The sequence below is a fragment of the Micromonospora sp. NPDC005305 genome, assembly GCF_040607315.1.
Taxonomy (GTDB): domain Bacteria; phylum Actinomycetota; class Actinomycetes; order Mycobacteriales; family Micromonosporaceae; genus Micromonospora.
In genome coordinates, this window is sequence record NZ_JBEXGL010000008.1 from 82,699 (window position 1) to 109,165 (window position 26,467).

General features: G+C 75.3%; 30 protein-coding genes. 12 read left to right on the top strand and 18 right to left on the bottom strand.

The window, feature by feature from the left end; genetic code table 11:
• The first annotated feature begins 93 nt into the window (after positions 1–93).
• Positions 94–369, top strand: coding sequence for a hypothetical protein (locus ABZS80_RS15895; RefSeq protein WP_355056381.1), 276 nt, complete (start codon positions 94–96; stop codon positions 367–369).
• Here ABZS80_RS15895 and ABZS80_RS15900 read toward each other — a convergent pair.
• Entirely contained in the window at positions 326–1,351 is a 1,026-nt protein-coding gene (locus tag ABZS80_RS15900) for an adenosine deaminase (RefSeq protein ID WP_355056383.1), read from the bottom strand. The two genes, ABZS80_RS15895 and ABZS80_RS15900, sit on opposite strands and share 44 nt — an antisense overlap.
• Positions 1,348–2,157 carry a trans-aconitate 2-methyltransferase gene (locus ABZS80_RS15905; protein WP_355056385.1) on the bottom strand — a complete coding sequence of 270 codons (810 nt, stop codon included), beginning with the start codon at positions 2,155–2,157 and terminating at the stop codon, positions 1,348–1,350. The genes ABZS80_RS15900 and ABZS80_RS15905 overlap by 4 nt, the downstream gene beginning before the upstream one ends.
• Before the next feature lie 84 nt (positions 2,158–2,241).
• Here ABZS80_RS15905 and ABZS80_RS15910 point away from each other — a divergent pair, with 84 nt between their 5' ends.
• Together ABZS80_RS15910 and ABZS80_RS15915 are read left to right on the top strand one after the other, a co-directional pair.
• Positions 2,242–3,225: an aldo/keto reductase gene (locus ABZS80_RS15910; protein ID WP_355056387.1), complete on the top strand. Its 984-nt coding sequence runs from the start codon at positions 2,242–2,244 to the stop codon at positions 3,223–3,225.
• 91 nt (positions 3,226–3,316) lie between these two features.
• Positions 3,317–3,514, top strand: coding sequence for a hypothetical protein (locus tag ABZS80_RS15915; protein WP_355056389.1), 198 nt, complete (start codon positions 3,317–3,319; stop codon positions 3,512–3,514).
• A 118-nt stretch (positions 3,515–3,632) separates the two neighbouring features.
• Here ABZS80_RS15915 and ABZS80_RS15920 read toward each other — a convergent pair whose 3' ends face one another.
• From ABZS80_RS15920 to ABZS80_RS15950, 7 genes are all read right to left on the bottom strand, one after another.
• Positions 3,633–3,836 (bottom strand): cold-shock protein, encoded by a 204-nt coding sequence (locus ABZS80_RS15920; protein ID WP_088962828.1) that lies wholly within the window; start codon positions 3,834–3,836, stop codon positions 3,633–3,635.
• Positions 3,837–4,124: 288 nt separating this feature from the next.
• Positions 4,125–4,397, bottom strand: coding sequence for a DUF4235 domain-containing protein (locus ABZS80_RS15925; RefSeq protein ID WP_355056391.1), 273 nt, complete (start codon positions 4,395–4,397; stop codon positions 4,125–4,127).
• Complete coding sequence (locus ABZS80_RS15930; RefSeq protein ID WP_355056393.1) at positions 4,394–4,735, bottom strand: DUF3618 domain-containing protein; 342 nt, start codon at positions 4,733–4,735, stop codon at positions 4,394–4,396. Before ABZS80_RS15930 ends, ABZS80_RS15925 begins: the two co-directional genes overlap by 4 nt.
• On the bottom strand, positions 4,732–5,166 hold the full coding sequence (locus tag ABZS80_RS15935) for a phage holin family protein (RefSeq protein ID WP_355056395.1): 435 nt from the start codon (positions 5,164–5,166) through the stop codon (positions 4,732–4,734). The genes ABZS80_RS15930 and ABZS80_RS15935 overlap by 4 nt, the downstream gene beginning before the upstream one ends.
• Positions 5,167–5,477: 311 nt before the next feature.
• Positions 5,478–6,674 carry a mechanosensitive ion channel domain-containing protein gene (locus ABZS80_RS15940; RefSeq protein ID WP_355056397.1) on the bottom strand — a complete coding sequence of 399 codons (1,197 nt, stop codon included), beginning with the start codon at positions 6,672–6,674 and terminating at the stop codon, positions 5,478–5,480.
• Between the two features lie 76 nt (positions 6,675–6,750).
• Complete coding sequence (locus ABZS80_RS15945; protein ID WP_355056399.1) at positions 6,751–7,572, bottom strand: DUF1206 domain-containing protein; 822 nt, start codon at positions 7,570–7,572, stop codon at positions 6,751–6,753.
• Between the two features lie 62 nt (positions 7,573–7,634).
• Positions 7,635–8,000 carry a hypothetical protein gene (locus ABZS80_RS15950; protein WP_151462143.1) on the bottom strand — a complete coding sequence of 122 codons (366 nt, stop codon included), beginning with the start codon at positions 7,998–8,000 and terminating at the stop codon, positions 7,635–7,637.
• Positions 8,001–8,112: 112 nt separating this feature from the next.
• Here ABZS80_RS15950 and ABZS80_RS15955 point away from each other — a divergent pair, with 112 nt between their 5' ends.
• Both ABZS80_RS15955 and ABZS80_RS15960 read left to right on the top strand, forming a co-directional pair.
• The gene (locus ABZS80_RS15955) at positions 8,113–9,339 is read left to right on the top strand and encodes a cysteine desulfurase-like protein (RefSeq protein ID WP_355056401.1); all 1,227 of its coding nucleotides are present in this window, start codon (positions 8,113–8,115) and stop codon (positions 9,337–9,339) included.
• The gene (locus ABZS80_RS15960) at positions 9,336–9,623 is read left to right on the top strand and encodes a GNAT family N-acetyltransferase (RefSeq protein WP_355056403.1); all 288 of its coding nucleotides are present in this window, start codon (positions 9,336–9,338) and stop codon (positions 9,621–9,623) included. The genes ABZS80_RS15955 and ABZS80_RS15960 overlap by 4 nt, the downstream gene beginning before the upstream one ends.
• 31 nt (positions 9,624–9,654) lie before the next feature.
• Here ABZS80_RS15960 and ABZS80_RS15965 read toward each other — a convergent pair whose 3' ends face one another.
• On the bottom strand, positions 9,655–11,157 hold the full coding sequence (locus ABZS80_RS15965; RefSeq protein ID WP_355056405.1) for a glycoside hydrolase family 3 protein: 1,503 nt from the start codon (positions 11,155–11,157) through the stop codon (positions 9,655–9,657).
• A 135-nt stretch (positions 11,158–11,292) separates the two neighbouring features.
• Between ABZS80_RS15965 and ABZS80_RS15970 the strand changes: the two genes are divergently transcribed.
• The 5 genes from ABZS80_RS15970 (at position 11,293) to ABZS80_RS15990 (ending at position 15,940) form a co-directional block, all read left to right on the top strand.
• On the top strand, positions 11,293–11,415 hold the full coding sequence (locus ABZS80_RS15970) for a hypothetical protein (protein WP_255474570.1): 123 nt from the start codon (positions 11,293–11,295) through the stop codon (positions 11,413–11,415).
• An 85-nt stretch (positions 11,416–11,500) separates the two neighbouring features.
• Positions 11,501–12,451, top strand: coding sequence for a TIGR03557 family F420-dependent LLM class oxidoreductase (locus ABZS80_RS15975; RefSeq protein WP_355056407.1), 951 nt, complete (start codon positions 11,501–11,503; stop codon positions 12,449–12,451).
• A gap of 125 nt (positions 12,452–12,576) precedes the next feature.
• Positions 12,577–14,208, top strand: coding sequence for a RecQ family ATP-dependent DNA helicase (locus ABZS80_RS15980; protein ID WP_355056409.1), 1,632 nt, complete (start codon positions 12,577–12,579; stop codon positions 14,206–14,208).
• A 65-nt stretch (positions 14,209–14,273) separates the two neighbouring features.
• Positions 14,274–14,777: a hypothetical protein gene (locus ABZS80_RS15985; RefSeq protein WP_355056411.1), complete on the top strand. Its 504-nt coding sequence runs from the start codon at positions 14,274–14,276 to the stop codon at positions 14,775–14,777.
• A 122-nt stretch (positions 14,778–14,899) separates the two neighbouring features.
• The gene (locus ABZS80_RS15990; protein WP_355056413.1) at positions 14,900–15,940 is read left to right on the top strand and encodes a helix-turn-helix domain-containing protein; all 1,041 of its coding nucleotides are present in this window, start codon (positions 14,900–14,902) and stop codon (positions 15,938–15,940) included.
• Positions 15,941–16,102: 162 nt separating this feature from the next.
• On the opposite strand, the gene ABZS80_RS15995 is transcribed toward ABZS80_RS15990, so the two are convergent.
• The 8 genes from ABZS80_RS15995 to ABZS80_RS16030 are packed head-to-tail and all read right to left on the bottom strand — an operon-like array spanning position 16,103 to position 24,695.
• Complete coding sequence (locus ABZS80_RS15995; RefSeq protein WP_355056415.1) at positions 16,103–17,092, bottom strand: DNA topoisomerase IB; 990 nt, start codon at positions 17,090–17,092, stop codon at positions 16,103–16,105.
• Complete coding sequence (locus ABZS80_RS16000; RefSeq protein WP_355056417.1) at positions 17,076–18,047, bottom strand: glycosyltransferase family 9 protein; 972 nt, start codon at positions 18,045–18,047, stop codon at positions 17,076–17,078. Before ABZS80_RS16000 ends, ABZS80_RS15995 begins: the two co-directional genes overlap by 17 nt.
• Complete coding sequence (locus ABZS80_RS16005) at positions 18,044–18,745, bottom strand: SDR family oxidoreductase (RefSeq protein WP_355056418.1); 702 nt, start codon at positions 18,743–18,745, stop codon at positions 18,044–18,046. The genes ABZS80_RS16000 and ABZS80_RS16005 overlap by 4 nt, the downstream gene beginning before the upstream one ends.
• Positions 18,742–20,217, bottom strand: coding sequence for a PfkB family carbohydrate kinase (locus ABZS80_RS16010; RefSeq protein ID WP_355056420.1), 1,476 nt, complete (start codon positions 20,215–20,217; stop codon positions 18,742–18,744). Before ABZS80_RS16010 ends, ABZS80_RS16005 begins: the two co-directional genes overlap by 4 nt.
• 11 nt (positions 20,218–20,228) lie before the next feature.
• On the bottom strand, positions 20,229–20,921 hold the full coding sequence (locus ABZS80_RS16015) for an SIS domain-containing protein (protein ID WP_355056422.1): 693 nt from the start codon (positions 20,919–20,921) through the stop codon (positions 20,229–20,231).
• Positions 20,921–22,138 carry a glycosyltransferase gene (locus ABZS80_RS16020; protein WP_355056424.1) on the bottom strand — a complete coding sequence of 406 codons (1,218 nt, stop codon included), beginning with the start codon at positions 22,136–22,138 and terminating at the stop codon, positions 20,921–20,923. Before ABZS80_RS16020 ends, ABZS80_RS16015 begins: the two co-directional genes overlap by 1 nt.
• The gene (locus ABZS80_RS16025) at positions 22,123–23,097 is read right to left on the bottom strand and encodes a glycosyltransferase (RefSeq protein ID WP_355056426.1); all 975 of its coding nucleotides are present in this window, start codon (positions 23,095–23,097) and stop codon (positions 22,123–22,125) included. The genes ABZS80_RS16020 and ABZS80_RS16025 overlap by 16 nt, the downstream gene beginning before the upstream one ends.
• Positions 23,094–24,695 (bottom strand): HAD-IIIA family hydrolase, encoded by a 1,602-nt coding sequence (locus ABZS80_RS16030; protein WP_355056709.1) that lies wholly within the window; start codon positions 24,693–24,695, stop codon positions 23,094–23,096. Before ABZS80_RS16030 ends, ABZS80_RS16025 begins: the two co-directional genes overlap by 4 nt.
• A 265-nt stretch (positions 24,696–24,960) precedes the next feature.
• Between ABZS80_RS16030 and ABZS80_RS16035 the strand changes: the two genes are divergently transcribed.
• Both ABZS80_RS16035 and ABZS80_RS16040 read left to right on the top strand, forming a co-directional pair.
• The gene (locus ABZS80_RS16035) at positions 24,961–25,398 is read left to right on the top strand and encodes an SRPBCC family protein (protein ID WP_355056428.1); all 438 of its coding nucleotides are present in this window, start codon (positions 24,961–24,963) and stop codon (positions 25,396–25,398) included.
• Positions 25,395–26,402, top strand: coding sequence for an SDR family oxidoreductase (locus ABZS80_RS16040; RefSeq protein ID WP_355056430.1), 1,008 nt, complete (start codon positions 25,395–25,397; stop codon positions 26,400–26,402). The genes ABZS80_RS16035 and ABZS80_RS16040 overlap by 4 nt, the downstream gene beginning before the upstream one ends.
• Positions 26,403–26,467: the final 65 nt, after the last annotated feature.

Consider the following 26,467-nt stretch of genomic DNA (forward strand, 5'->3'; position numbering starts at 1 on the left):
GCGCGCGGCGGGAGTTCGGTCCCCCCACACCTCGCTCCCGCCGCGCGCCGCTTTCTTCCCGTCGAGCCGCACCGCGGGCGTGAGGTGACCGTGATGACGCCGACCGTCAGCCGCCTGCTCCGCTGGGTCGCCGTGATCGGCCTCGGCGTCGCCCTCACGCTCGCCGCCTGGCAGGACCCGGTGCACGCGGACGGCCCCGGCGGGTCCGCCGACGACCTGCCCGGTGCCGCCGTCGCCAGCGCCGCGGCGCTCGGGTTCGGGCTGGCCCTGGCGGGGCGGCGCCGGCCGCTGCGGGCGTCCCGGCGGCCGGTGCCGTCCCGTCCGCTCAGCGCGTCGCGGCCGCCAGGTACGAGTCGATCTCGCCGCTGATCCGCGCCTGCTCCCCCGGCTCCAGGAACGCCGCGGTGACCGCGTCGCGGGCCAGCGCGGCCACCCCGGCCGGGTCGAGGCGCAGCAGCCGGGCGGCCACCGCGTACTCGTCGTTGAGCGTGGTGCCGAACATCGGCGGGTCGTCGGAGTTGACGCTGACCAGCACGCCGGCCTCGACGAGCTGCGGCAGCGGGTGCTCCTCGATGCTCGCCACCGCCCGGGTCCGCACGTTGGAGGTGGGGCACACCTCCAGCGGGATCCGCCGCTCGGCCAGGTGGGCGAGCAGGGCCGGGTCGAGCACGGCGGAGATGCCGTGGCCGATCCGCTCGGCGCCCAGCTCGCGCAGCGCGTCCCAGACGGTCTCCGGGCCGGTGGTCTCGCCGGCGTGCGGCACCGACCGCAGGCCGGCCGCGCGGGCCTCGTCGAAGTACGGCTTGAACTGCGGTCGCGGCACCCCGATCTCGGGGCCGCCCAGGCCGAAGCTGATCAGCCCGTCCGGCCGCTCGTCGAGGGCGATCCGCAGGGTCTGCTCGGCGGCCGGCAGCCCGGCCTCGCCGGGGATGTCGAAGCACCAGCGCAGCGCGATGCCGAAGTCGGCCTCGGCCCGCTTGCGGGCGTCCTCGATCGCCTCGCAGAAGGCCGGCGCCGGGATCCCCCGGTGCACGTGGGAGTACGGCGTGACGGTCAGCTCGGCGTACCGGACCTGCTGGCGAGCCAGTTCCCGGGCCACCTCGTGGGTGAGCAGCCAGACGTCGTCGGCGTCGCGGATCAGGTCCACCACGCTCAGGTAGACCTCGATGAAGTGGGCGAAGTCGCGGAACGCGAAGTAGTCGGCGAGTGCCTCCGGGTCGGCCGGGACGGGGCTGCGCCCCTCGTGCCGGGCGGCCAGCTCGGCCACGATCCGGGGCGAGGCGGAGCCGACGTGGTGCACGTGCAGCTCCACCTTGGGCAGTCCGGCGATGAAGGTGGGCAGGTCGGTCACAGGTTCTCCTCTGCGCGGGCGCCGGTGCGGGCCACCACGAAGATCCGGCGGAACGGGAAGTACACCTGACCCTGCCGCACCGGGTACGCCTCGGCGAGGCGTACCCCCAGCTCGGCGCGGAAGTCGGCCCAGCCGGCGGCGTCGAGCGCGGCGCGGACCGGGCGCAGCGCCGTACCCTCCATCCAGGCCAGCACCGGGTGGTCGGCGCCGGCGGCCGGGAGCAGGTGCACGTAGGTAGTCTCCCAGGCGTCCACGGCGCAACCGGCACCGACCAGCAGCGCGGCGTAGTCGACGGGGTCCTCGACGGGCGCCTCGCGCAGCAGCGGGGCGAGGGTGTCCCGCCACCGGTCCCGCCCGGCCACCTCGCGCAGCGCCCGGTGCGACGGGGCGGCGAAGTTCCCCGGCACCTGGAACGCCAGCCAGGCGCCGGCCGGCAGCGCGGCGGCCCAGCGGGTGAGCAGTTCCTGATGGTCGGGCACCCACTGGAGCACCGCGTTGCTGACGACCACGTCGACGTCGGGCTCCGGACGCCAGAAGCCCACGTCCGCGACCGAGAAGGAGACCGGCGTGGCCAGGCCGCCGGCACCGGCCAGGGCGCGGGCCCGGTCGATCATCTCGGCGGAGGAGTCCAGGCCGGCGATCCGGCTCTCCGGCCAGCGGCCGGCGAGGGTCGCGGTCAGGGTGCCCGGGCCGCAGCCGAGGTCGACGACTGCGCGGGGCCGCTCCGCCGGTACCCGGGCCAGCAGGTCGTGGAAGGGGCGGGAGCGTTCGTCGCCGTAGCGCAGGTAGGTGCTCGGGTCCCACATGACAGCCTCCAAACCGTACGTACGTCTTGTTGAACCGTACGGCCCGGCGGGCGTCCCGGCAAGCGGCTCACTAGGCTCGACCGGGTGGAACAGCGCAGCTTCGACCGGCTCGGCCGGCACGTCGGCATCATCGGACTCGGCGCCTGGCAGCTCGGCGCGGACTGGGGCGAGGTCAGCGAGAGCACGGCCCTCGACGTGCTGGGCGCCGCCGTCGACGCCGGCGTCACCTTCCTGGACACCGCCGACGTGTACGGCGACGGCCGCAGCGAGCAGCTGATCGGCCGGTTCCTGCGCGCGCGCCCCGGACACGGGCTGACCGTCGCCACCAAGATGGGCCGGCGGGTGCCGCAGGCGCCGGAGGCCTACACCCTGGACAACTTCCGGGCCTGGACCGACCGGTCCCGGGCCAACCTCGGCGTGGACACCCTCGACCTGGTGCAGCTGCACTGCCCGCCCACCGCAGTCTTCGCCGACGACCGGGTCTTCGACGCCCTGGACACCCTGGTCGCCGAGGAGCGGATCGCCGGATACGGGGTCAGCGTCGAGACCAGCGACCAGGCGCTCACCGCGATCGCCCGCCCGGGTGTGGCCAGCGTGCAGATCATCCTCAACGCGGTGCGGCACAAGCCCCTGGAGCGGGTGCTGCCCGAGGCCGCGAAGGCCGGGGTCGGCATCATCGCCCGCGTACCCCTCGCCAGCGGCCTGCTCTCCGGCCGGTACGACGAGCACACCACCTTCCCGCCGGACGACCACCGCACCTTCAACCGGCACGGCGAGTCCTTCGACGTCGGCGAGACCTTCTCCGGCGTCGACTACGACCTCGGCCTGTCCGCCGTGCGCCGGCTCGCGCCGCTGGTCGGCGAGGGCCGGACGATGGCCCAGTTCGCGCTCCGCTGGATCCTCGACCAGCCCGGCGTCACCGTGGTCATCCCGGGCGCCCGCAACGCCGAGCAGGCCCGGCGCAACGCTGCCGCGGCCGGCCTGCCGCCGCTGACCGAGGTGGAGCTGGCCGCCGTCCGCGCCACCTACGACGAGCTGATCCGGCCGCAGGTGCACGACCGGTGGTGACCCCGGACCGGCGGCCCGTCGGCGCGCCGTCGCCGCGGGCCGGCGCCCGCGGGCATGCTGGAGCCGGGCCCGCGTCGGCGGAGGGGGAACGATGAGAGGCTGGTTCCGGCTCACCGTGGGGCTGCTGGCCGTGGTGCTCGGTGCCCTGTGGACCGTGACGGGCCTGGGCTACGTCGAGGGCAGCGCGCTGACCGACCACCGGATCTGGGCGGTCGCCGGACCGGCGCTCGTCCTCATCGGACTCGTCGCGCTCTGGTTCGGCATGCGGGCCCGACGCCGGCGCGGCTGAATCCGGGGCGGGCGTCCCCGGCGGAACTCGCGCAGACGTCCACAGTGCGGAAAGCCCCGCCTCCCGGAAGGGACGCGGGGCTTCTGCGCACCGGCCGGCGCGGCCGGTGCTCCGTAGCTCAGATGGGGCGGACCTGCTCGGCCTGCGGACCCTTCTGACCCTGGGCGATCTCGAACTCCACCCGCTGGTTCTCCTCCAGGCTGCGGTAGCCGCTGGACTGGATGGCCGAGAAGTGGACGAACACGTCAGCACCCCCGCCGTCGACGGTGATGAAGCCGAAGCCCTTGTCAGCGTTGAACCACTTCACGGTTCCCTGCGCCATGTGTATCTCCTTCTAAAACTGGCGGCCGAGCACGCCGTGCGGCCGATTGGCCGTTTTCGAGCAGCGGTGCCTGAGGCGGCCCCCGGTGAAGGAGACTTCTCTCAACCCACGCGTCTCTCAACAGCGTGAGACAGCAAACCACGTACGCAAAAACTTCGCATAGTCTACCCGACGAAATTCTCCGACATGTGACCTGACGGTTGCGGCAGATCCACTGGCCGGGCTGTTCGGGCCAGGCGAAAGGCCCCTGTCCATCAAGGTGGAAAGGGGCCTTTCGTGCGTATGGAATCAGTCGGGCCAGCGGCCGGTGAGCCGGCGTACGCCGACCGCCCCGCCACGGTCCACGGCGGCCCGGACGACCGCGAAGATGGCCCCCTGCAACGCCGCGGCGGCGAGGATCTCGCCCCAGCGGCGGTCCTCGTCGGTGGCGCTGGGCGCGTCGCCGTCGCCGGCCGTCATCTTCCAGACCTGCCGGAAGATGACCCCGGCGACGGTGCCGGCGGCCAGACCCATCAGCACCCCGACCGGCTTGTAGACAACCCTGCCGATGCCCTTGCTCACCTGCGCCTCCCACGGACGATCAGCAGCACCACCGCGATGGCCACGGCGCCGGCCGCCACGGCCGCCCACGGCACCGGGTTGCGCCCGACCGCCCCACCCTTCTCGTACGCCTGCGCCCGGACCAGCCGGGCCTTCTCCGCCGCCTGCCCGCGCACCCGGGCCACGGTCAGCGCCGCCTGCTCGCGCATCCGCGCCTTCGCCTGGTCGGCGGAGTGCCGCACCAGGGCCTTGACGTCGGCCCTTGCGGCCAGCAGCTCCATCGTCTCACCCAGCTCCACCCGGGTCCGGCGGATCTCCTCCCGGAGCGCCGCCACGTCCCCGGTCCCGTTGCCGGTCATGCCCGCCTCCCGTCCTTCACCGCGGCGGTGACGGTGTCCAGGTCCGCCCGGACGCTGCGGACCGTCGCCTCCGGCACCGGCGGGACGGCACGGCTGACCTGCTTCTTGCCGACCAGCGCCAGGATGCCGGCGAGCACGAACAGCGCCACCGCCACGATCAGCGCGGCGAGCCACGCCGGCATGACCAGATCCAGCAGCAGGATCACGGTGGCGACCAGCGCGCCGGCGCCGTAGAGGGCCATCACCCCGCCGCCGCCGAACAGACCGATCCCGATCCCGGCGTGCTTGCCCTTCTGGGTCAGTTCCGCCCGGGCCAGCGCCAGCTCGTCCCGCACCAGGCGGGTGACCTGTTCGGTGGCCTTCTGCACCAGTTCGGCGGTGGACGGCTCCTGCCCGGTCCGGGACGCGCTGCGACTCGCGACGTCAGCCATGCTGTCCTCCTTTCATCATCACCGCGCTGTATGCCCGGAGTCGCCGCCCGTCAATCCTGCGCGGAGCGGCCGGTCGACCCGGCCGCACACCATGTCCTCGCCCGGCCACCGTGCGGCGGCCGGATCCGGGGCGTGCGCAGCAGGTCCCCCGGAATGCGCCGATCAAACGCGGCCGCCCCCACCGGCCGCGGCTCCACCGGCATCCGGCAATTGCAACGGGCGGGCCGGGGCCGAGGTCACGAGCGGGCGCCGACGCGCGGAGCCCCCGGCGCCGCGGGGGCGGCTGCCGGGGGCTCCGGAGGCGTACGGGATCAGCGGCGGGCGTCGGCGTGGTCCTCCCGGCCGACGAACGCCTCGCTGCGGGCCTCGCCGTCGTCGCTGCCGCCGAAGACCCGCGCGTCGTCGGGGACCTCGGTGTCGGGCAGCCGGCGGGCCGGCCGGCGCGGCTGCACCGCCTGCCAGGGCAGCGGGCCCGCGGTGTCGCCCACCTCGGCGCGCAGCCGGGGCAGGGCGGTCGGGCGCTGGTCGCGGACCCAGGCGACGAGGTGCTCGCGCACCAGGCAGCGCAGGTCCCACAGGCTGCCGGCGTCCGCCGCGCTGACCAGGGCCCGGACCTTGACCATGCCGCCGGTGGCGTCGGTGACCTGGAGCACGCAGACCCGGCCGTCCCACAGCTCGGTGCTCTCGCAGAGCCGCCGCAGCTCCTCCCGCATGGCCTGCACCGGGATGGCCCAGTCCAGGTCGAACTCGGCGGTGCCGAGCACCGCCGCCTCGGTGCGCGTCCAGTTCTGGAACGGGGTGCTGGTGAAGTAGGAGGTGGGCAGGATGAGCCGGCGGTCGTCCCAGATCTGCACCACCACGTAGCTGAGGGTCAGCTCCTCGACCCGGCCCCACTCCCCCTCGACCACCACCACGTCGTCGAGGCGCACGGCGTCGCTGAAGGCGAGCTGGAGGCCGGCGAAGACGTTGCCCAGCAGGCTCTGCGCGGCCAGCGCCGCGACCACACCGACCACACCGGCGCTGGTCAGCACGCCGGCACCGATGCCGCGTACCGCGGGGAAGGTCATCAGCATCACGCCGAGGGCCAGCACCACGATCACCGCGATGGTGAGCCGACGCAGCAGCACCACCTGCGTACGCACCCGCCGGGCGTGCCGGTTGTTCGGCACGTCCACCCGGAGCCGGGCCAGCGCGGTGTCCTCCGCCACCACCAGCAGCGAGGCGACCAGCCAGGCGGTGGTGGCGATCAGGGCGAGCACCAGGGCGTGCAGGACGAGCTTCCGCCAGGGGCTGCCGATCGCGTACCCAGTGCTGAACCGGACGGCGAGTTGCACGGCGAGCACGGTCGCGGCCACCTGGAACGAGCGGTGTGAGTGCTCGGTCAGCTCGGTCATCAGCAGCGAGCGCCGGCCCAGCCGGCGGGTGGCCCGGTGCACCACCTCGACCAGCAACAGCGCGACCGCCGCCGCGGCGAGCGCGGCGACGGCGGTCACGAGGTAGGTCTGCACGTTCTCGGTCTCCCTCCAGCCGGGCGAAATCGGGCAAAGGCCCAATGATGCCCGGACTATCGCGTATCGACCAGGATCACACCCGGCGGTAGCGCGACTGGAGGAAGCAGTAGACGCCGAAGGCGGCGATGCCGAGCGCCATGAGCGCCAGCAGCACCGGCCCGTACGACTGGTCGCGGAGGGTGCGCAGGGCGGCGTCCAGGCCGCGGGCCTTCTCCGGGTCGTACTTCACGGCGGCCGTCACGATGAGCAGGCCGGCGATGGCGAACACCGCGCCCCGGGCGGCGTACCCGGCCATGCCGAGGCGGCGGGCCAGGGTGCGCGTCTTCGGGCTCATCTCGCCGGTCTTGAGGTTGCGCTCGAACTTCTTCTTCAGCCCGTAGATCACCATGCCGATGCCGACCGCGGCGAGCACGAGGCCGGCCAGCCCGACCAGCCACCGGCCGCCCTCGGAGGCCATCAGCTTCTCGGTGAACTGCTGCTGCTGGTCGGCCGCGTTGCTGCTGGCGTCCTGGAAGACCTTGACGGCGGTCCAGCCCAGCCAGACGAAGACGATCACGCGGACGACGGAGGCGATCCGCTCGAAGAGCTTCTCCTTGCCGCGCCGGAAGCGGTGGCCGATGACCGCCTCGAACGCCTGCCAGATCGCCATGGCGAAGAGCCCGATCGCGATGGCGACCAGGAGGAACTTGCCCAGCGGTTGGGCGCCGAGGGTGCGCAGCGCGCCATTCTGGTTGCCCTCCTCCCCCGACCTGCCGAACGCGATCTGCAGGGCCAGCCAGGCGAAGAGGAGGTGCACGATCCCGTAGCCGATGAAACCGGCCCGGGTCAACAGTTCGAGCCACCTGCTGTTCGCGGCCTGGGCGGCGGTGGCTCCGGCGTTCCGGGTGAGAGACATGGCGCCTCAATCTCCCGGTGCGAAGATTTCCAAACGTCGGCCGCCGCCGCCCGGCCCGGCGCTCAGCCGTTGGGGTCGCGGGCCACCCGGACGACGACCTGCTGGTCGGTGACGCTGTCGAGGGTCACCGAGAAGCCGCCGGCCTGGGCGGCCTGCTGGCCGACGGTGAGCGAGAGCTGCTCCCCGGCCACCTCGACGGTGACCTGGTCGCCCTCGGCCCCGACGAGCTTCGCCTCGACGCCGAGGACGGTGGCGCTGGCGTCGACGCCACGCTCGAAGGTGACGGTGCAGGCGTCGAGGCCGCAGTCGGTGGAGGCGTTCTCCGAACTGCAACCGGCCAGCAGCGCGGCGCCGAGCGCAAGGCCGGCCAGCAGGCCGGCGGCCCGGCGGGTGGGGGTCAGCGAGGGGGAAACGCGTCGGTTCGTCACCTCGCCAAGGGTACGAGACGACGGCCACACCGCTACCCACCGGTTAGGAAGGGCCCCTTTACCCCCACCAGGCGTTAAGAAGGGGCCATTCCTTGCACGTTAGGGTCCCGGCATGCCCTTCGATATCGCCCGCACCCGGGCCGCCTATCCCGCCCTGACCGAGGGCTTCGCCCACTTCGACGGCGCCGGCGGCACCCAGACCGCCCGGCCGGTGATCGAGGCGGTCACCGCCGCCATGACCGCCGCCACCGGCAACCGGAGCACCGCGTTCGTGCCGGGCCGGCGGTCGCTGGACCTGGTGGCCGCGGCCCGCGCCGCGGTGGCCGACCTGCTCGGCGGGGAGCCGGACGGCGTGGTGCTGGGCCCGAGCGCCACGGCGCTCACGTACACCCTGGCCCGGACCCTCGGCGCGGGCTGGCGCCCGGGCGACGAGGTGGTGGTCTCCCGGCTGGACCACGACGCCAACGTCCGGCCGTGGGTGCAGGCGGCCGAGGCCGCCGGGGCGATGGTGCGCTGGGCCGAGTTCGACCCGGCGACGGGGGAACTGCCCGCCGGCCAGTACGCCGACCTGGTCACCGAGCGCACCCGGCTGGTGGCGGTGACCGCCGGCAGCAACGCGATCGGCACCGTGCCGGACGTGGCGGCGATCGCCAAGACCGCGCACGCGGCGGGCGCGCTGGTCTGCGTGGACGGGGTCCACGCGGTGCCGCACGGCCCCACCGACCTGGCGTCGCTCGGCGCGGACTTCCTGGTGACCAGCGCCTACAAGTGGTCCGGGCCGCACCTGGCCGCGATGGCCGCCGACCCGGCCCGCTGGGCGTCGCTGCGCCCGGCGAAGCTGCTGCCGTCCTCCGACGCGGTCCCCGACCGGTTCGAGTACGGCACCCCGAGCTTCCCGCTGCTGGCCGGGGTGGTCGCGGCGGTGGATCACCTGGCCACCCTCGACGGGGACGCGACCGGTGGCCGCCGGGACCGGCTGCGGGCCGGGCTGGCCGCCGCCCAGGCGCACGAGGAGGCCGTCTTCGAGCGGCTGCTCGCCGGGCTGGCCGCCCGCCCCTTCGTCACCGTCCACGGCTCGCCGGCCCGGCGCTGCCCGACGGTGTCGTTCCGGGTGGCCGGGTGGACCCCGGCGGACACCGCGGCGGCGCTGGGCGCGGCCGGTGTCTGCCTCTCCTCCGGCGACTACTACGCCTACGAGTACTTCCGGACGATGGGCCTGCGGGACAGCGGCGGCGCGGTCCGGGCGAGCGTCTACCACTACAACACGGTCGAGGAGGTGGACCGCTTGCTGGCCGAACTCGACCGGCTGGCCGCCGCCGGGGAGAGAATGGCCGGGTGAGCTTCCTGGTCGAGGAGAACCCCGCGCAGCGCCGCTTCGAGATCCTGGTCGACGACGCGCTGGCCGGGTTCACCGCGTACGTGCCGCGCGGCGAGGTGCTGGTCTTCACGCACACCCAGGTGGACGAGCGCTACCGGAACATGGGGGTGGGCTCGGCGCTGATCGGGGGCACGCTCGACCAGATCCGCGAGCGCGGCGGCCGCGTCGTGACGCAGTGCGAGTTCATGGCCAAGTTCATCCAGCGCCACCCCGAATACGCCGACCTGGTGGTCCCCGAGCCCTGACCGGGCGCGGGCCGCCCGGGGTCGGGTCGGCTCAGCGGGCGCCGGCGAGCAGTTCGGCGGCGGCGAGGGCGGAGGCGCGGGTCGCGCCGTGGGTGGCCACGTGCACGGCGCCGGTGACCAGCTCGGGCACGCCCAGCTCGACCACCACGGTGTCCGGGCGGGCGGCCAGGGCGCGGGACACGGCGTCCCGCATCCAGTCGTGCCGGTGCAGGTCCCGCACCACGAGCACCAGCGGGCGGCCGGCCGCGCCGGCGGCCGGGTCGGCGGGGACCTCGTCCCGGGCGTACCGGGCGGTGGTGGTGCCGGGCGCCAGGTCGGTCAGGGGCGCCGCGATCCCCCACGGGGTCTCCTCGCCGATGGCGATGTTGCGGGGCGGGGCGAACTCCACCACATGCGCCGGGCCGGCCAGCGGCAGCAGCCCGCCCGCGGCGGCGACCACCCGCAAAGCCCGGCGGGCGGCGGCCAGGCCGATCGCCGAGCCGGCGTCGCCGGGCCGGGCGCCGGACCGGCCGGCCCGCGCGGCGACCGTCCAGGCGGCGAGCTGCCCGACCCGCTTCGCGGCCTCGGCCAGCCGCTCCTCGGGCAGCTCGCCGGCGACGACCGCGGCCACGACGGCGTCCCGCAGTTCGCAGGCGTCGGCCTCGGTGGCCCGCTCCCCGCCCACACAGATCGCGTCCGCCCCGGCGGCGAGCGCGCGGACCGCCGCCCCCGCGAAGCCGTACCGGTCGGCGACGGCCCGCATCTCCACCGCGTCGGTGACCACCACCCCGCCGAAGCCCAGCTCCTCGCGGAGCAGGCGGCCCAGGATGCGCGGGCTGAGGGTGGCCGGCAGCTCGGGGTCCAGCGCGGGCACCAGCAGGTGCCCGGTCATCACCGCCTGCGCCCCGGCCGTCACGGCGGCCCGGAACGGGGCCAGCTCGACGGCGTCCAGCCGGGCCCGGTCGCCGCCGATGCGGGGCAGGTCGTGGTGGGAGTCGACCCGGGTGTCGCCGTGCCCGGGGAAGTGCTTGGCGCAGGCCGCGACGCCGCCGGCCTGCAGGCCCCGGACCCAGGCGGCGGTGTGCCGGGCGACCAGGGCCGGGTCGGCGCCGAACGAGCGGACCCCGATCACCGGGTTCTCCGGGTTGGAGTTGACGTCGGCGTCCGGCGCGTAGTTGAGCGTGACGCCGACCGCGGCCAGCTCGGCGCCCAGGTCGCGGGCGACCTCCTCGGTGAGGGCCGGGTCGTCGACCGCGCCGAGGGCGAGGTTGCCGGGCCGGGAGCTGCCGCGGACCGACTCGATCCGGGTGACGTCGCCGGCCTCCTCGTCGATGGCCACGATGACGTCGGGCCGCTCGGCGCGCAGGGTCGCAGTCAGCGCGGCGACCTGCTCGTGGTCGACGACGTTGCGGGCGAAGAGGACCACCGACCCGAGCCCCTCGGCGAGCCAGCGGCAGACCCACGGCGGCGGTGTGGTGCCGACGAACCCCGGTTGCAGGACGGCGGCTGCCAGGGCTGCCAGGTCTCCGGTCGCTCCCACGGTCCGCTCACTCATGCGCTGTCGTACCCCCGTCTTCCCCACGGCCCGCCGCCCGGCGGTGCTGCCATGGTCACACCGCGTCCCGAAATAGTCAACAATCCTTACTGTTAGCGGCTGGCACCGCCGGGCGGCCCGTGGGAGAGTGCGAACATGCCTCCCGCCCTGCTCGCCGACGCCACCAGCGCCGCGGACATCCCCGGCGTACGCCTGCTCGGCCTGGTGGTCGGCGGCCTGTTCCTGCTGATCGCCATCCGGGCGATGTTCCGCCGCTGACCCGCCCGTTCGGATCCCGTCTCCCCGGGGTAGGGCTGTCGTTGTCCGTGCGTGCGCTCGGCACGCGGACCGGCGAGGGGGAACCATGAAGATCGGCTACTTTCTGTCCAGCGAGGAGTACACCCCGGCGGAGCTGCTGGAACAGGCGCGCGGCGCCGAACGCGCCGGCTTCGAGGCACTGTGGATCTCCGACCACTACCACCCCTGGGTCGACGCGCAGGGCCAGAGCCCCTTCGTCTGGTCGACCATCGGCGCCCTCAGCCAGGTCTGCCGGCTGCCGGTGACCACCGCGGTCACCTGCCCGACCGTCCGCATCCACCCCGCGGTGATCGCCCAGGCCGCGGCCACCAGCGCGGTGCTGCACGAGGGGCGGTTCGTGCTCGGGGTGGGCAGCGGCGAGGCGCTGAACGAACACATCTTCGGCGACCCGTGGCCGCAGGCCGACGTCCGGCTGGAGATGCTGGAGGAGTCGATCGAGGTGATCCGCAAGCTGTGGACGGGGGACTTCGTCAACCACCACGGCAAGCACTACACGGTGGAGCACGCCCGGATCTACACCCGCCCCGACACTCCCCCGCCGATCTACGTCTCGGGCTTCGGGGCGAAGTCGATCGAGCTGGCCGCCCGGATCGGCGACGGCTACGTGAGCACCATGCCCGACGCCGACATGGTGCGCCGCTTCCGCGACTCCGGCGGCGGCGACAAGCCCTGCCAGGCCGGGTTCAAGGCCGCGTACGCCGACAGCGAGGACGAGGGCGCGCGGATCGCGTACGAGCGGTGGCCCAACGCCGGCGTGCCGGGCGAGCTGTCCCAGGTGCTCCCCTCACCGCGCCACTTCGAGCAGGCCGCGCAGCTGGTCAAGCCCGAGATGATGAAGGAAGCGTTCGTCTGCGGCAGGGACGCCGACGCCCACCTGGAGATGATCGACAAGTACGCCAAGGCCGGCTTCGACGAGATCTACGTGGCCAACACCGGCCCGCACTGGCAGGGCCTGTTCGACCTCTACCAGCGCGAGGTTCTCCCCCGCCTGCGCTGAGGCCCGCGCCCGGGAGCGGGGAGCCGGTGCTCCCGCGGACTCCGGCTCGCCGCCCCGGGGTGCGGATGTAACGGTCCGCCCCGCCCGGTTTCGGCGGTGATCGCCAGGGGTACCTGCGGCCACTGATGAGACTGACCACGCACTCCACGACCCTGCGCCGCGCGGCCAAGAGCCTCTTCGGCTGGACCGCCCTCCGGCCCAACCAGCTGGCCGCCATGCGGGCGGTCATGAAGCGCCGTGACGCCCTGGTGGTGCTGCCCACCGGCGCCGGCAAGTCGGCGATCTACCAGATCCCGGCCAGCCTGATCCCCGGCCCCACGGTGGTCATCTCCCCGCTGCTCGCCCTCCAGCAGGACCAGATCGCCGCGCTCAACGAGCGGCAGCGGCCCGAGCTGCGGGCGGTCCGGATCAGCTCCGACGAGACCGCGGCCCAGCAGGCCGAGGCCATCGAGGAGATCCGGGCGGGCCGGGCGGAGTTCCTGTTCATCACCCCGGAGGCGCTGAGCAACCCGGAGCGGCTCGCCGAGGTCCGCGCGCTCAAGCCGGCGCTGGTGGCGATCGACGAGGCGCACTGCATTTCCGCCTGGGGGCACGACTTCCGCCCGGACTACCTGGCGCTCGGCCACCTGATCGAGGGCATCGGCCGGCCACCGGTGGTGGCGCTGACCGCCACCGCCTCCCCGCCGGTCCGCGACGACATCGTGGCCCGGCTGCGGCTGCGCGACCCCGAGGTGGTGGTGTCCGGGCTGGACCGGCCCAACCTCTTCCTGGAGGTGGCGCACTGCCCCACCGACGACTACCGGTGGCGGCGGCTGCTCGCGGTGCTCCGCGACGACGAGCGGCCCGGCATCATCTACGTGCCGACCCGGCGGGCGGCCGAGGAACTGGCCCAGCGCCTCACCGACGCCGGCTTCCCGGCGCAGTTCTACCACGGCGGGATGCCGACCGGCGCGCGCAATGAGCTGCACGAGGCGTTCCTCGCCGACCAGGTGCCGATCATGGTGGCCACCTCGGCGTTCGGCATGGGCATCGACAAGCCGAACATCGCCTGGGTGGTGCACATGGCGCTGCCCGACTCGCCGGACAGCTACTTCCAGGAGATCGGCCGGGCCGGCCGGGACGGCGCGCCCGCCCGGGTGCTGCTGCTGTGGCGCGCCGAGGACGTCGGTCTCCAGCGCTACTTCAGCGGCGGCCTGCCCGACGAGAACGAGCTGGCGGAACTCGCCGCCCTGCTGCGCAAGCAGGCCCGGACCAAGAAGGAGCTGCGCGAGCTGACCGGCCTCGGGCCGCGCAAGCTCGGCCAGTATCTCTCCCTGCTGGAGCAGGTGGGCGCCGCGGAACCCCGGGCCCGGCAGCGGATCGCCGCCCCCCGGTACGCCCCGGCGGCCGCCGAGTCCGGCCGGGCCGCGCTCGCCGAGGCGGAGCGGCAGCAGACCGTGACCCGGTCCCGGACCGACATGATGCGCGCGTTCGCGGAGACCACCGGCTGCCGGGGGCAGGCGCTGCTGGCGTACTTCGGTGAGCAGATGAGCGAGGTCTGCGGTCACTGCGACAACTGCCACGCCGGCACCAGCGTCCCTTCCGACGGCGCTGTGGGGCCGTTCCCCGTGCACAGCCAGGTGCGCCACCCCGAGTGGGGCGCCGGCCTGGTGCTCAGCTACGAGGAGGACCGGATGACGGTGCTCTTCGACGAGGTGGGCTACAAGACGCTGTCCGTCCGCGTGGTGTCCGAACAGGGCCTGCTGGAGCTGGACTAGCCTGACCCGGGCGCCGCGGTGGCGGCGCCCGTCGACAACGACGACACGGCGAAAGGGGCTTGATCGTGATCGAGCAGCCGGCGTACACCGGGTTCGGTTTCTCCGACGAGGAGTGGGGGCTGCTGGTGGGGCTGCCGCAGTCGGTCCTCGCGGCGGCGGCCGCGGCCGAGTCCGACGGCACGCGGCGCACCATGGCCGAGAACGCCGCCGGGCTGGAGACGATCGCCGCGGGCCGCGAGTCGGCCAGCCCGCTGGTGGCCGCCGTCGCCGGGGAGGTCGTCTCCCGGGTGGGCGACCCGGAGGCCGGCGCGGAGCTGCCGGTCCTCAGCCCCGACGATCCGCAGGCGATGATCGAGGACGTGCTCGGCCGGGCCCGGCAGGCGTCGGCGCTGCTGTCCGGCAGGATCGACGAGGGTCAGGCGGGCGCCTACCGGCACTGGCTCGTGGAGATCGCCGAGCAGGTGGTGGGGGCCGCGGCCACGGGTGGCATCCTGGGCCTCGGCGGCGACGTGGTGAGCGACTCGGAGCGGCGCTTCCGCGACCGGCTCGCGCACGTGCTCAACGACTGACCGGACTGTTAACAGAAGATTTCACGTCCGTCAATGGCGGATATGTCACGCCCCACGAGTGCCAATTCCCGGCCTCGTGGGGCGTCCTGCTGGTGAAGGGTCACGAATCGACGGGGGTCGGGATGGACACGGAACTGAAGCGGCAGGTCTTCGACACGGAGCAGGTGCCCGCCGCCGACCGCTTCGGGCTGTGGCTGGACATGCTCGCCAGCACGCCCGGGCTCATGCGGGTACGCACCGAGCACGCCGAGAACTTCGTGGCCCGCTCGGAGTTCCTCGACCTGGGTCCCATGCAGCTCGTCCGCCACCGCTACCCCTCGCTGGACGGGATCCGGACCCGGAAGCTGATCCAGCGCTCCGACGCGGACTACTACGTGCTCGCGCTGACCCTCGCCGGCACCGGCATCGCGGGCCAGGACGGGCAGCGCGGGGTCTGCCGCCCCGGCGACTTCACCTTCTACGACTGCGCCCGCCCGCAGGAGCTGAGCCACCGCGGCGAGGACGGGGACCAGCCCCTCCGATCGATCGTGGCCTTCATCCCGTACGAGGCGCTGCCGCTGGCGAATCGCCGGCTCGCCCCGCTGTTCGCCGGGCGGATGTCCGGCACCGACGGGATCGGGGCGCTGCTGGCCGACTACCTCATCCGGCTCACCAGCCATCCCGAGCAGTACCACGCGGCGGACGCGGAGCGGCTGGGCAGTGTGGGGCTGGACCTGGTGTCCACCCTGCTGGGCCGGCACCTGGTCTCCGAGGACGCGGTGCCCACCGAGGTGCGGCGGCGGGCCCTGCTGGCCCAGGTGCGCTCGCACGTCCGCCAGTACCTCGGCGACGCCACGTTGAGCCCGCAGTCGATCGCCGACGCGCACCACATCTCGGTCCGGTCGCTGCACCGGCTGTTCGAGGCCGAGGAGACCACGGTCGCCGCGTACATCCGGGACGAGCGCCTGGCGCGGTGCCGGCGGGACCTCGCCGACCCGGCACTGGGCGACCTGCCGATCCAGCTCGTCGCCGGCCGCTGGGGCTTCCGGGACAAGGCCCACTTCAGCCGGGCGTTCCGGGCCGCGTACACGGAGACGCCGCAGGCGTACCGGGCGCGCCATCGGGAACCGGCACGGATCGTCAACACGGCGGCGTCCGGAGTCAACTCCGGCGGGACATACTGAGTGCGGGCCGGCCGGGCGACCGGCGCGGCCCACTGGTATCGGGGGGCCGCGGCGAGGCGCCCGCGGCGGTTCCGTCGCGGGCGGCCGCCCGGTGGCCCTTCGAGGGGCCACACCGGTTTCCGGCCCTGCCGTGATTCCCCCCAGGACCGACGGCGGGGCCGGTCAGCCCGCCTCCTCCTCCAGCAGCACCAGGACGGCCTTCTCCACGGCCTCGCGCGGCATGTCCGGCTGCACCGGTGCCAGCACGCCGTCGTGGTAGAGGTCGACCACCCGCGGATCCACGTAGGACGTCCGGGCCACGGTGGGGGTGTTGCCGAGCAGCTCGGCGACCGAGCGCATCACCGTCGCCACCGCCCGCCGGCGGGCCGTCGTGGAGCCCTGCGGGCCGACCGTGGCCAGCTCGGTGGCGGCCAGCACGGTGGCGTGCCAGGTGCGGAAGTCCTTGGCGGTCATCTCCCCGCCGCTGGCCTCGCGCAGGTAGTCGTTGACCTCGTCGCTGCGCACGTCCCGCCAGGTCTGGCCGTCCCAGTAGCCGAACAGCCGCTCCTCGGCCCGCCGCCGCCGGCGCAGGTTGGTCAGCACCCGGCACAGCTCCGGGTCCTCGATCCGGCGGACCTGCTCGATGCCGCCCTTCGCCGGGAACTCGAAGACCACGCAGCCGCCGCGCGAGCGGGCGTGCTCGGGACGCAGGGTGGAGACGCCGAAGGTGGCGTCCTCGCCGGTGGCGTACTGGTCGCTGCCGACCCGGAACATGCCCATGTCGAGCAGCCGGGCGACGGTGGCCAGGATCCGCTCCCGCCGCAGCCCGCGCAGCGCCAGGTCGTGCTCGACCCGGTCGCGCAGCCCGGGCAGCCGGTGGGCCACCTGCAGCACGTGGTCGAACTTGGCCTCGTCCCGCTTCTCCCGCCACTTCGGGTGGTAGAGGTACTGCTTGCGCCCGGCCGCGTCGATCCCGGTGGCCTGGATGTGCCCGTTCGCGTGCGGCGAGATCCACACGTCCCGCCAGGCCGGCGGGATGACCAGCTCGCGCAGCCGGGCCAGCTCGTCGGGGTCGCGCACCGCCTCGCCCTTCGCGTCGACGAAGAGCCAGCCCTTGCCGCGCCGCCGGCGTCCGTACCCCGGCCTGCCCGGATCACTACGCCGCAATCGCACGGGAGACCCGCACCGCCCGTTCCGCCTCGTCCACGGCGGCCACCACCTCGTCGACCCCGATGGCCGCCAACGTCGGGTGGGTTCCTACCCCACCGGACGCGGCCCAATCCCGGTCGATCCCGTCGTGGGGCGTGCACCCGAGCACCCGGTGCCGGGGCCGGTCGGGCGGGGGGCCCCAGTGTGCCGGCGGCACCGGCCCGAAGAGCACCACCGAGGCGGTGCCGTAGCCGGTGGCCAGGTGCGCGACGCCGGTGTCCCCGCTGACCACCAGCCGGGCGTCGGCCACCAGCGCGGCCAGCTCGGCCAGCCCGGTCCGGCCGGCGAGCACCGCGTCCGGGGTCAGCCCCGCGTCCCGGGCCACCCGGGCGGCCAGGTCCCGCTCGTCGGTCGAGCCGGTGAGCACCACCCGGTGTCCCCGGGCGGTGAGGATCCGGGCCAGGGTGGCGAAGCGGCCGGCCGGCCAGCGCTTCGCGGGAACCTTGCTGCCGGGGTGCAGCACGGTGACGCCGGCCGGGTCCGCTGCGGCGGCCGGGCGGCGCAGCGCCAGGTCGCCGGGGTCGGCCGGGAGGCCGTACCAGTGCAGCAGCCGGCACCAGCGCCGCACCTCGTGCTCCTCGTCGTCCCAGGCCGGCCCGGCCAGGTGCCCGGCCTCGGTGTTGCGGTGGGCGAGCAGCCGGCCCGGCCGGGCCGCGGCGAGCATCCGGTGCGAGGCCGGACCCCGCCCGTGCAGGTTCACCGCCACCTCGGGCGGCGGGCCGGGCCATGCCGGCCGGTCGGCCAGCCCGGCGGTCGGCAGCACCCGGTCGACCGCCCCGGTCAGCTCGGCCAGTGGCGCCAGCCAGGCCGGCGCGGCCAGCACCAGCTCCCGCCCCGGGAAGCCGGCCCGCAGGCCGCGCAGCGCCGGGACGGCGGTGGCCAGGTCGCCGACCCCGAGCGCCCGCAGCACGAGGATCACGGGTACGACGACTCCTGCTGCGCGCAGACCACCATCTCGCGTACGGCGCAGCCGGCCGGCTGGGCGAGGGCGAACATCACCGCGGCGGCGGTGTCGGCCGGCTCGTTGAGGACCGCGTCCGGCCCCGGGCGGTACTGGGCGTCCCGCTCGTCGAAGAAGGCGGTGCGCATGCCGCCCGGGATGAGCAGCGTGACCCCGACCGCGCCGGCCAGCTCGGCGGCGAGCGCCCGGGTGAAGCCGACCACCCCGAACTTCGCCGCGCAGTACGCGGTCGCGTCGCTGACCGCCTTCACCCCGAGCGTGGAGGCGACCGTGACGATGGTGCCCCGCGACGCCTCCAGGTAGGGCAGCGCGGCCCGGATGACCGCGGCGGTGGCGAGCAGGTCCACCGTGACGATCCGCTCCCAGGTCTCCGCCGGCACGTCGATGAGCTTCCCCGGCACGTCCATGCCGGCCGCGGTCACCACCGCGTCCAGCCCGCCGGAACGTTCCGCGAGGTCCCGGGTGGCGGCCTCGGCGGCCCGGGTGTCGGCCAGGTCGCACTCGACCCAGGGCACCCCGTCGGCGGGCCGCTGCCGGTCCAGCACCAGGGGACGGCCGCCCGCCCGGGCCACCGCGGCGACCACCGCCGCGCCGAGCCCGCTCGACCCGCCGGTGACCAGGACGGTGGGGCCCGCCCCGGGTGGACTGCTGCTCATGCCGCTCCCTCCGCCGTGGATCTGACGACCGCCGGGACGGCCCCCGCGGGCCAGCCCGCCGTGCCGCGCCCGGCCCGGGCCGCCGCGATCATGTCGGTGGTGGACCGCCCGTCGAGGTACGGCACGACCACCGTGTGCCCGCCCCAGCGGGCGAGGATCTCCGCCTCGGGGAGGGTCTCCGCGCCGCCGCCGCTGGCGTAGTCGCCGCCCTTCACCCAGATGTCCGGGCGCAGCCAGGACAGCGTCGCGCGCGGGGTGGGCTCGTCGAAGATCAGCACGGCGTCGACGCAGCCCAGCGCGGCGAGCAGCCGGCCCCGGTCACCCTGCGGGACGACCGGCCGCTCCGGCCCCTTCAGCCCGGCCACACTGGCGTCCGAGTTGAGGCAGACCACGAGGCAGTCGCCGAGCTGCCGGGCCGCCTGGAGGGTCGCCACGTGCCCGGCGTGCAGCAGGTCGAAACAGCCGCCGGTGGCCACCACCGTGCCGCCGGCCGCGCGTACCCGGGACACCACCTCGCCGGCCGCGGCGGCGCCGATCCGGTCCCCGCCCCCCACGACCACCGCCGGGGCGGCGGCCCGCACCGGGGCGGGCAGCGCGGTGGCCACTCCCCCGCCGGCCACGTACGCGGACGCCTCGGCCACCGCCTCCTGCACCGCCTCGGAGACCAGCGCGCCCCCGGCCAGGGCCAGGGTGGCCGCCGCGGCGAACCGGTCGCCCGCGCCGCAGGTGTCCCCCTCGGCGGCCGGGGCGGGCACCACCAGCGGGGTGGAGCCGGCGTGGCAGAGCAACGCGCCGTCCCCGCCCAGGGTCACCGCCACCGCGGCGGCCTGCCAGCGCCGGCGCAGCGCCTGCGCGCCCCGGGACGCGGTGACCAGCCGGGACGCGCCCGGCGGCGCCTTGGCCAGCTCGCGTGCCTCGGACTCGTTCGGCGTGGCCAGGCTGACGCCGGGCACCGCGGCCGGGCCGCGCGGGTGCGGGTCCCAGACCACCGGCGCCCGGGTCGCGGCGAGCGCGGCACGCAGGGCGGGGTGCCGGGCGACTCCCCGGCCGTAGTCGCTGACCAGCACGGCGGAGGCGGTGGCGAGCAGGCGCAGCACGGCCTCGCTCGGCTCGCCCGGCTCGCCGGCCGGCCCGCCCCGGTCGTGGCGCAGCAGCACCCGGCCGCGCGCCCGCAGCCGGATCTTCTCCGGGGTGGCCCCGGCCAGCGGCAGCGCGTACAACTGCACGCCGGCCGCGGCGAGCAGGGTGCCCAGCCGCGCCCCGCCCGCGTCGTCGGCGACCGCGGTGACCAGCGCGACCTCGGCGCCCTGCGCGGCGGCGAAGACGGCGGCGAGGCCGGCGCCGCCGGGGCGGTCGACGTGCGTGGTCTCCTCGAGCACCGGCACCGGGGAGTCCGGGCAGAGCCGGTTCACCACCCCCTCCACGTCCCGGTCCAGCAGGGTGTCACCGAGCACCACCACGGGTCCCGTCATGCTCGACCTCCTCATCGGGCCTGCACCTCCCCGTCCGGGCTGTCGCCGAGCACCACCTCGACGCCGGCGCGCACCGTGTCGGCCGGCGTCGTCTCCGCCCCGCGGGCGGCGAGCGCCGCCGGCAGCGCCCGGTCGACGTACTCGCAGAGGACGTGGGTGGCGACCAGGTGCAGCTCCTGCACGACCTGGCTGTCCGGCGAGTCGATGGCGAGCGTCTCGTGGCACTCGCCGGCGAGCGGGTTGGGGGCGGGGCCGGTGAAGGCCCAGCAGCGCAGGCCGGTGTCGTGTGCGGCGCGGGCGGCGGTGAGCAGGTTGGTGCTGGTGCCGCTGGTGGACAGGAGCAGGAGGATGTCGTCGGGTCGGCCGTGGGCGCGGACCTGGCGGGCGAAGATCTCGTCGTAGCCGTAGTCGTTGCCGATGGCGGTGAGGGCGGAGGTTTCGGCGTGCAGGGCGATGGCGGACAGCGGTTCGCGGTCGTCGCGGAGTTTGCCGACGAGTTCGGCGGTGAGGTGTTGGGCCTCGGCGGCGCTGCCGCCGTTGCCGGCCACCAGCAGCCGCCCGCCGGTGGCCAGCCGGTGCGCCAGATCCCCGCCCCAGCGGGCCAGCAGCAGCTCCGCGTCGCGCAGCGGCAGCAGCGCGGCGGCCAGCCGGGTCAGGTGGTCCTCCAGGACCGTCCCCCCGACGGCCGGAGTGGGCGCCGCCATCAGGCGACCACTCGGGTGGGCCGGCGCACGGTGGCCACCTCGGCGTACAGCTCGCCGAGGCGATCGGCCGTGGTGGACCAGGAGTAGCGGGTGCGGGCCCGTTCCAGGGCCGCGGTGGCGTAGGCGAACCGGCGGATCCGATCGCCGAGCAGCCCGCGGATCGCCGCGCCGAGGGCCGCCGGGTCGCGGGCGGGCACCAGGTCACCGGTCCGGCCGGGCACCACCGTGTCGATCAGCCCGCCGACGGCGGTGCCGATCACCGGTACCCCGCACGCCATCGCCTCCAGCGGGGTGAGCCCGAACGGCTCGTACCAGGGGGCGGCCACCAGCACGTCCGCCGACCGGTACCAGCGCCCCATCTCCTCCCGGGGCACCGCCCCGATGAGCTTCACCCGGTCGGCGATTCCCCGGGACGCGGCGAGCGCCCGCAGCCGCAGCGCGTACGGGTCGGTCTCCAGCAGCCCGGCCGGCGGGCCGCCGACCACCACGCACTCGGCGTCCGGCACCAGCGCGGCGGCCCGGATGACGTCCTGGAAGCCCTTGCGTTCGACCAGCCGCCCGACGGTGAGGATCCGGGGCCGGGTCCCGTCCCGGTCGGCGACCGGCCCGAGCGGCGCGAAGGTGGACAGGTTCACCCCGGACGGCACGACGGTCATCCGGGACCGGGGCACCCCCATGCGGACCAGCTCGGCGACCTCGTCCTGGCACTGGGCGACCACGCGGTCGACCGCGCGACCCAGCCGGCGCTCGTGCGCGATCCGGCCCGGTGGGCTGGTGTCCTGCGCGCCCTGGTGCCGCCGCTTGACCGTGCCGAGCGCGTGGTACGTCTGGACCACCGGCACCCCGGTGCGCCGCGCGGCGGCCAGGCCGGCCAGGCCGCTCATCCAGAAGTGCGCGTGCACCACCTCGGGCTGCCAGTCGCCGCTGCGCCACCGCTCGGCCAGCCACTCCCCGAACGCCGGCATGTACGGCAGCAGGTCGTCCTTCGCCACCGGCTCGGCCGGCCCGGCGGGCACGTGCACCACCTCGTACCCGTCCGGGGCGCGGACCGTCACCGGCAGGTCCACCGCGTCGAGCCGGGTGTACACCCGGACGTCGTGACCGGCGGCCACGAGCGCGGCGGAGAGCTCCGCGACATGCGTGTTCTGGCCGCCGGCGTCCTCCCCGCCGAGGACGGCGAGCGGGCTGGCGTGTTCCGAGATCATCGCGATGCGCATACTTCCTCCTCCAGCAGCCGGTCCCAGTCGGCGAGGAAACGCTCCAGGCCGTAGCGGTCGCGGGCGGCGGTCCGGGCCGCGACGCCCGCCCGGCGGGCCGCCGCAGGATCGTCCAGCAGCCCCCGGGCCGCGTCGACCAGCACGTCGACCCGGGTGGAGAGGGCGCCGGCGGACGGCGGGACCGCCTCCACGGCCTCGGTGGTGGCCAGCGCGACCACCGGCATGCCCATGGTCATGGCCTCGACGAGGCTCAGCCCGAGCGAGGTCCACCGGCACAGGTGCAGGTACGCCCGCCGCTTCGCCAGCTCGGCGTGCATGGCGTGCTGGGGCACGTCGTCGTGGCTGGTCAGCCGGTCCGGTGGCAGGCCCAGGTGCTCGGCCAGCCCGGCCACCCTCATGCCGTAGACGTCCAGCGGGGCGAGTTCGGCGAACCGGGCCAGCAGGTCGGTGCCGGTGACCCGCCAGCGGCGCACCGGCTCGTTGATGACCACGGCGAGGCGCTCCAGCTCCCCGGTCCACTCGACGGCCGGGGCGACCACCCCGTGCTCGACCACCGCCGTCCGGGTGCCGCCGTTGTCCCAGAACAGCTCGTTGAAGTGGGTGACGTGGGTGAGCAGCAGGTCGTCCCGGTCGGCCATCGGGTGCCGGCTGTTCGGCACGTCGCCCTTCGGCGTGTTGTGCTCCACGTAGATCGCCGGCACGTCCCGGCCGACCCGCCGGCCCAGCCACTCGCAGGCCAGGTCGAACTCCTCGGGCCGCTGGAGCAGCACCACGTCCACGTCGGCGCGGCGCAGCTCCGCCGGGGTCACCTCGACGGCGCTGTCCGGCCACGGGTAGGTCCGCGCCCGGCCCAGCCCGTACGCGCCGCGGTCCGGGGTGACCGGCACCAGGTAGCGGTGTTTGCCGTGCACGAACGACGTGGTCCAGGAGCCGTGCACGTGCCAGACCAGGACGTTCATCCGACCACCCCGCCGGGGACGGTGATCAGCGGCTCCGGCGCGTCGGCGGGCACCCCGAGCAGCCGCAGCGCCTCCAGCACCCGGCCCGGCTCGACGGCCGAGAGGCAGGGGTGGCCGGGGACCGGGCAGCGAGTGGCCCGGGTGTCCCGGCAGGCCGCCCCGGCGTCGCCGAGCCGCACGGTGGGCACCCGGTAGGGCCCCCACTGCCCGAACGGGACGGTCGGGGCGAAGAGGCTGACCACGGGCACGCCGAGCGCCGCCGCCAGGTGCGCCGGCCCGGTGTTGCCGACCACCAGCGCGCCGGCCCGGGCGATCACCGCGGCCAGTTCGCCGAGGCCGGTGCGCCCGCCCAGGTCGAGACCGCCGGCGGCGGCCACCTGCGCGGTCAACTCCCGCTCGTCGGGCCCGCCGGTGACGACCACCCGGTAGCCGGCGGCGCTGAGCACCCGGACGATCCGGGTGGCCAGCTCGAAGGGGCAGGCCCGGGTCTCCACGGAGGAGCCCGGGTGCAGCACCACGTAGCCCGGCTCACCGGCGGCCGGCGCGGGCGGCAGCCGGTCGGGGCGCAGCCGCAGCCCCGGCTCGTCGCCGTCGGGCAGCGCGAAGCCGGCCGCCGCGGCCAGCGACAGGGCCCGCTCCGGCTCGGGCACCCCGACGGGCACCCGGTGTCGCACGTCGAGCAGGGCGCCCGGGTAGTCGTCGCTGATCGCGCTGATCCGCGGCACCCCGGCCATCCGGAGCAGGAGCGCCAGGGGCAGCGCCGACTGGTGGAAGGAGGTGAAGACGACGGCCTCCTCCGCGCCGACCGCCGCGAGCCGGTCGACCAGGGCGCGCAGCCCGGCCGGGTCGACCGGCGGGGCCGGGGCGTCGATCCAGGGCAACGGGCACTCGATGATCTCGTCGACGCCGGGCAGCAGCTCCGCCGCCGCCCGGCCGCGTGGCCCGCAGAGCAGCACCACCCGTTCCGCCCCGGCCGCCACCGCGCGGATCCCAGGGCCGGTGACCAGCACGTCGCCGGCCGCGTCGCTGCGCGCCACCAGCACGGTGCCCCGGCGGGGCGCCGGCTCCGGCGCGGCCACCAGCCGCATGCGGCTGAGGATGGTGCTCACGGCGTCCGGCAGGTCGGCGGCGACGGCCGGCGCGGCCGCCACCTCGGCGGCCCGCGTGGCCGGGGTGGGCACCATGATGCCGGCGGCCCCGGCCGCCGCGGCGGCGGCCATGTCGGCACCGATGTCGCCGACCAGGACGCAGTGGGCCGGCGCGGTGCCGAGCGCCCGGGCGGCGGCGTGCACCAGCCCGGGGGCCGGCTTGCGGCAGGCGCAGCGGTCCGGCTCGCCGTGCGGGCAGATCTGCCAGCAGTCGAAGGGGCCGAGCAGCTCCTCCACCCGGGCGTTGACCCGGCGCAGGTCGTCCGGGGTGAAGCAGCCCCGGGCCAGGCCGGACTGGTTGCTGACGACCGCCAGCCGCAGCCCGGCCGCGCGCAGCCGGTCCAGCGCCTCCCGGGCGCCGGGCACCGGCCGGACCTTCTCCGGGTCGCCGTTGTAGGGCACGTCCTCGATCAGTGTGCCGTCCCGGTCCAGCAGCACCGCGTCGTACAGGCCGGACGGGAACCGGTCAGCACCCGGGTCAACCCGGGCTGACCTGCACTGATCCCGCTCGTGGTCCCGTCGCACGGGCGGCGGGTTCCCGACCCCCCGAGGAGTAAACATCAACTTCGGCGGAGCAGCCTCCGCCGGTGCCGCACGCCCGGCGCGCCCCGCGCTGCCGCCGGCCCGGTCCGGCGTTACCCGCCGCCCCCGAGAAGCTAACCCGGCCGCTCGTTAGCACAGGTCCGGGCCGGGGTACGGGGTTGCGGTGGCGATTGTGGAGAAAGTGATCGACGCGCCCCCGCAGCAGGTCTTCGACGTGCTCGCCGACGGGTGGACGTACAGCGACTGGGTGGTGGGCACGGTGCACGTCCGGAACGTGGACGACACCTGGCCCCGGGTGGGCAGCAAGCTGCACCACAAGGCCGGCCCGTGGCCGTTCTCGCTCCAGGACACCTCCACCGTGCTGGAGTGCGACGCCCCGCACCGGTTCGTGGTGCGGGCCGGGCTCTGGCCGGCCGGTGAGGCGACCGTGGTGTTCCGGCTCGAACCGCTGCCCGACGGCCGGACGCGGGTCACCCTCGGCGAGGACTTCGCCGCCGGGCCGCTGCGCTGGATCCGGAACAAGCTCAACGACCTGGTGCTGCACCAGCGGAACAGGGAGACGTTGAGCCGGCTCGCCGACATCGCCACCCGGCAGAAGGCGGACCGGTGACCCAGCGGGTGGTGGTCACCGGGGCGAGCGCGGGCGTGGGGCGCGCGGTGGCCCGGGCGTACGCGGCCCGCGGCGCGCGGCTGGCCCTGCTCGCGCGGGGCGCGGCCGGACTGGTCGCCGCCGAGCGGGACTGCCGCCGGCTGGGCGCCGCCGACGTGCGCACCTACCGGGTGGACGTCGCCGACGCGGGCGCGGTGCAGGGCGCCGCCGACGACGTGGTGCACCACTACGACGGGCTGGACGTCTGGATCAACGACGCGATGGTGTCGGTGTTCGCGCCGGCCTGGGAGATCACCGCCGCCGAGTTCCGCCGGGTCACCGAGGTCAACTACCTGGGCACCGTACACGGCACGCTGGCCGCGCTGCGCCACATGCGCGCCCACGGCCGCGGGGCGATCGTGCAGGTGGGCTCGGCGCTGGCCTACCGGGGCATCCCGCTGCAGTCGGCGTACTGCGCGAGCAAGCACGCGGTGCAGGGCTTCAACGACTCGCTCCGGGCCGAACTGCTGCACGACTGCCCCGGCGTGAAGCTGTCCATGGTGCAGCTCCCGGCCGTCAACACCCCCCAGTTCTCCTGGTTACGCACCCGGCTGCCCCGGCATCCGCAGCCGGTGCCGGTGCCGCCGATCTTCGCGCCCGAGGTGGCCGCGCGGGCGGTCGTCTGGGCCGCCGACCGCGGGCCGCGCGAGCTGAACGTGGGCGGCCCGACGTGGCGGGCCCGGCTGGGCAACGTCCTCTTCCCCGGGCTGCTGGACCGGAAGCTGGCCCGGGACGGCTACGACAGCCAGCAGACCGACGCGCCGATCGACCCGGCGACCTGGCGTGACAACCTGGACCGGCCGGGCGACGACGAGCGGGACCGGGGCGCCGAGGGTGTCTTCACCGACTCGGCCCGTCGGCGCTCGGCCGCACTCTGGGTGAGCACGCACAAGCCCGCGGTGTCCGTGCTGGCGATCGGCGGGCTGCTCACGGCGGCCGGCGGCTTGGCCCGCCGGTTACGCTGACCGACCACGCGGGCGACCCCTCCGGAATCCTCCGGGCGGGCGTCTGTGCGGACCGCGCGGAGGGT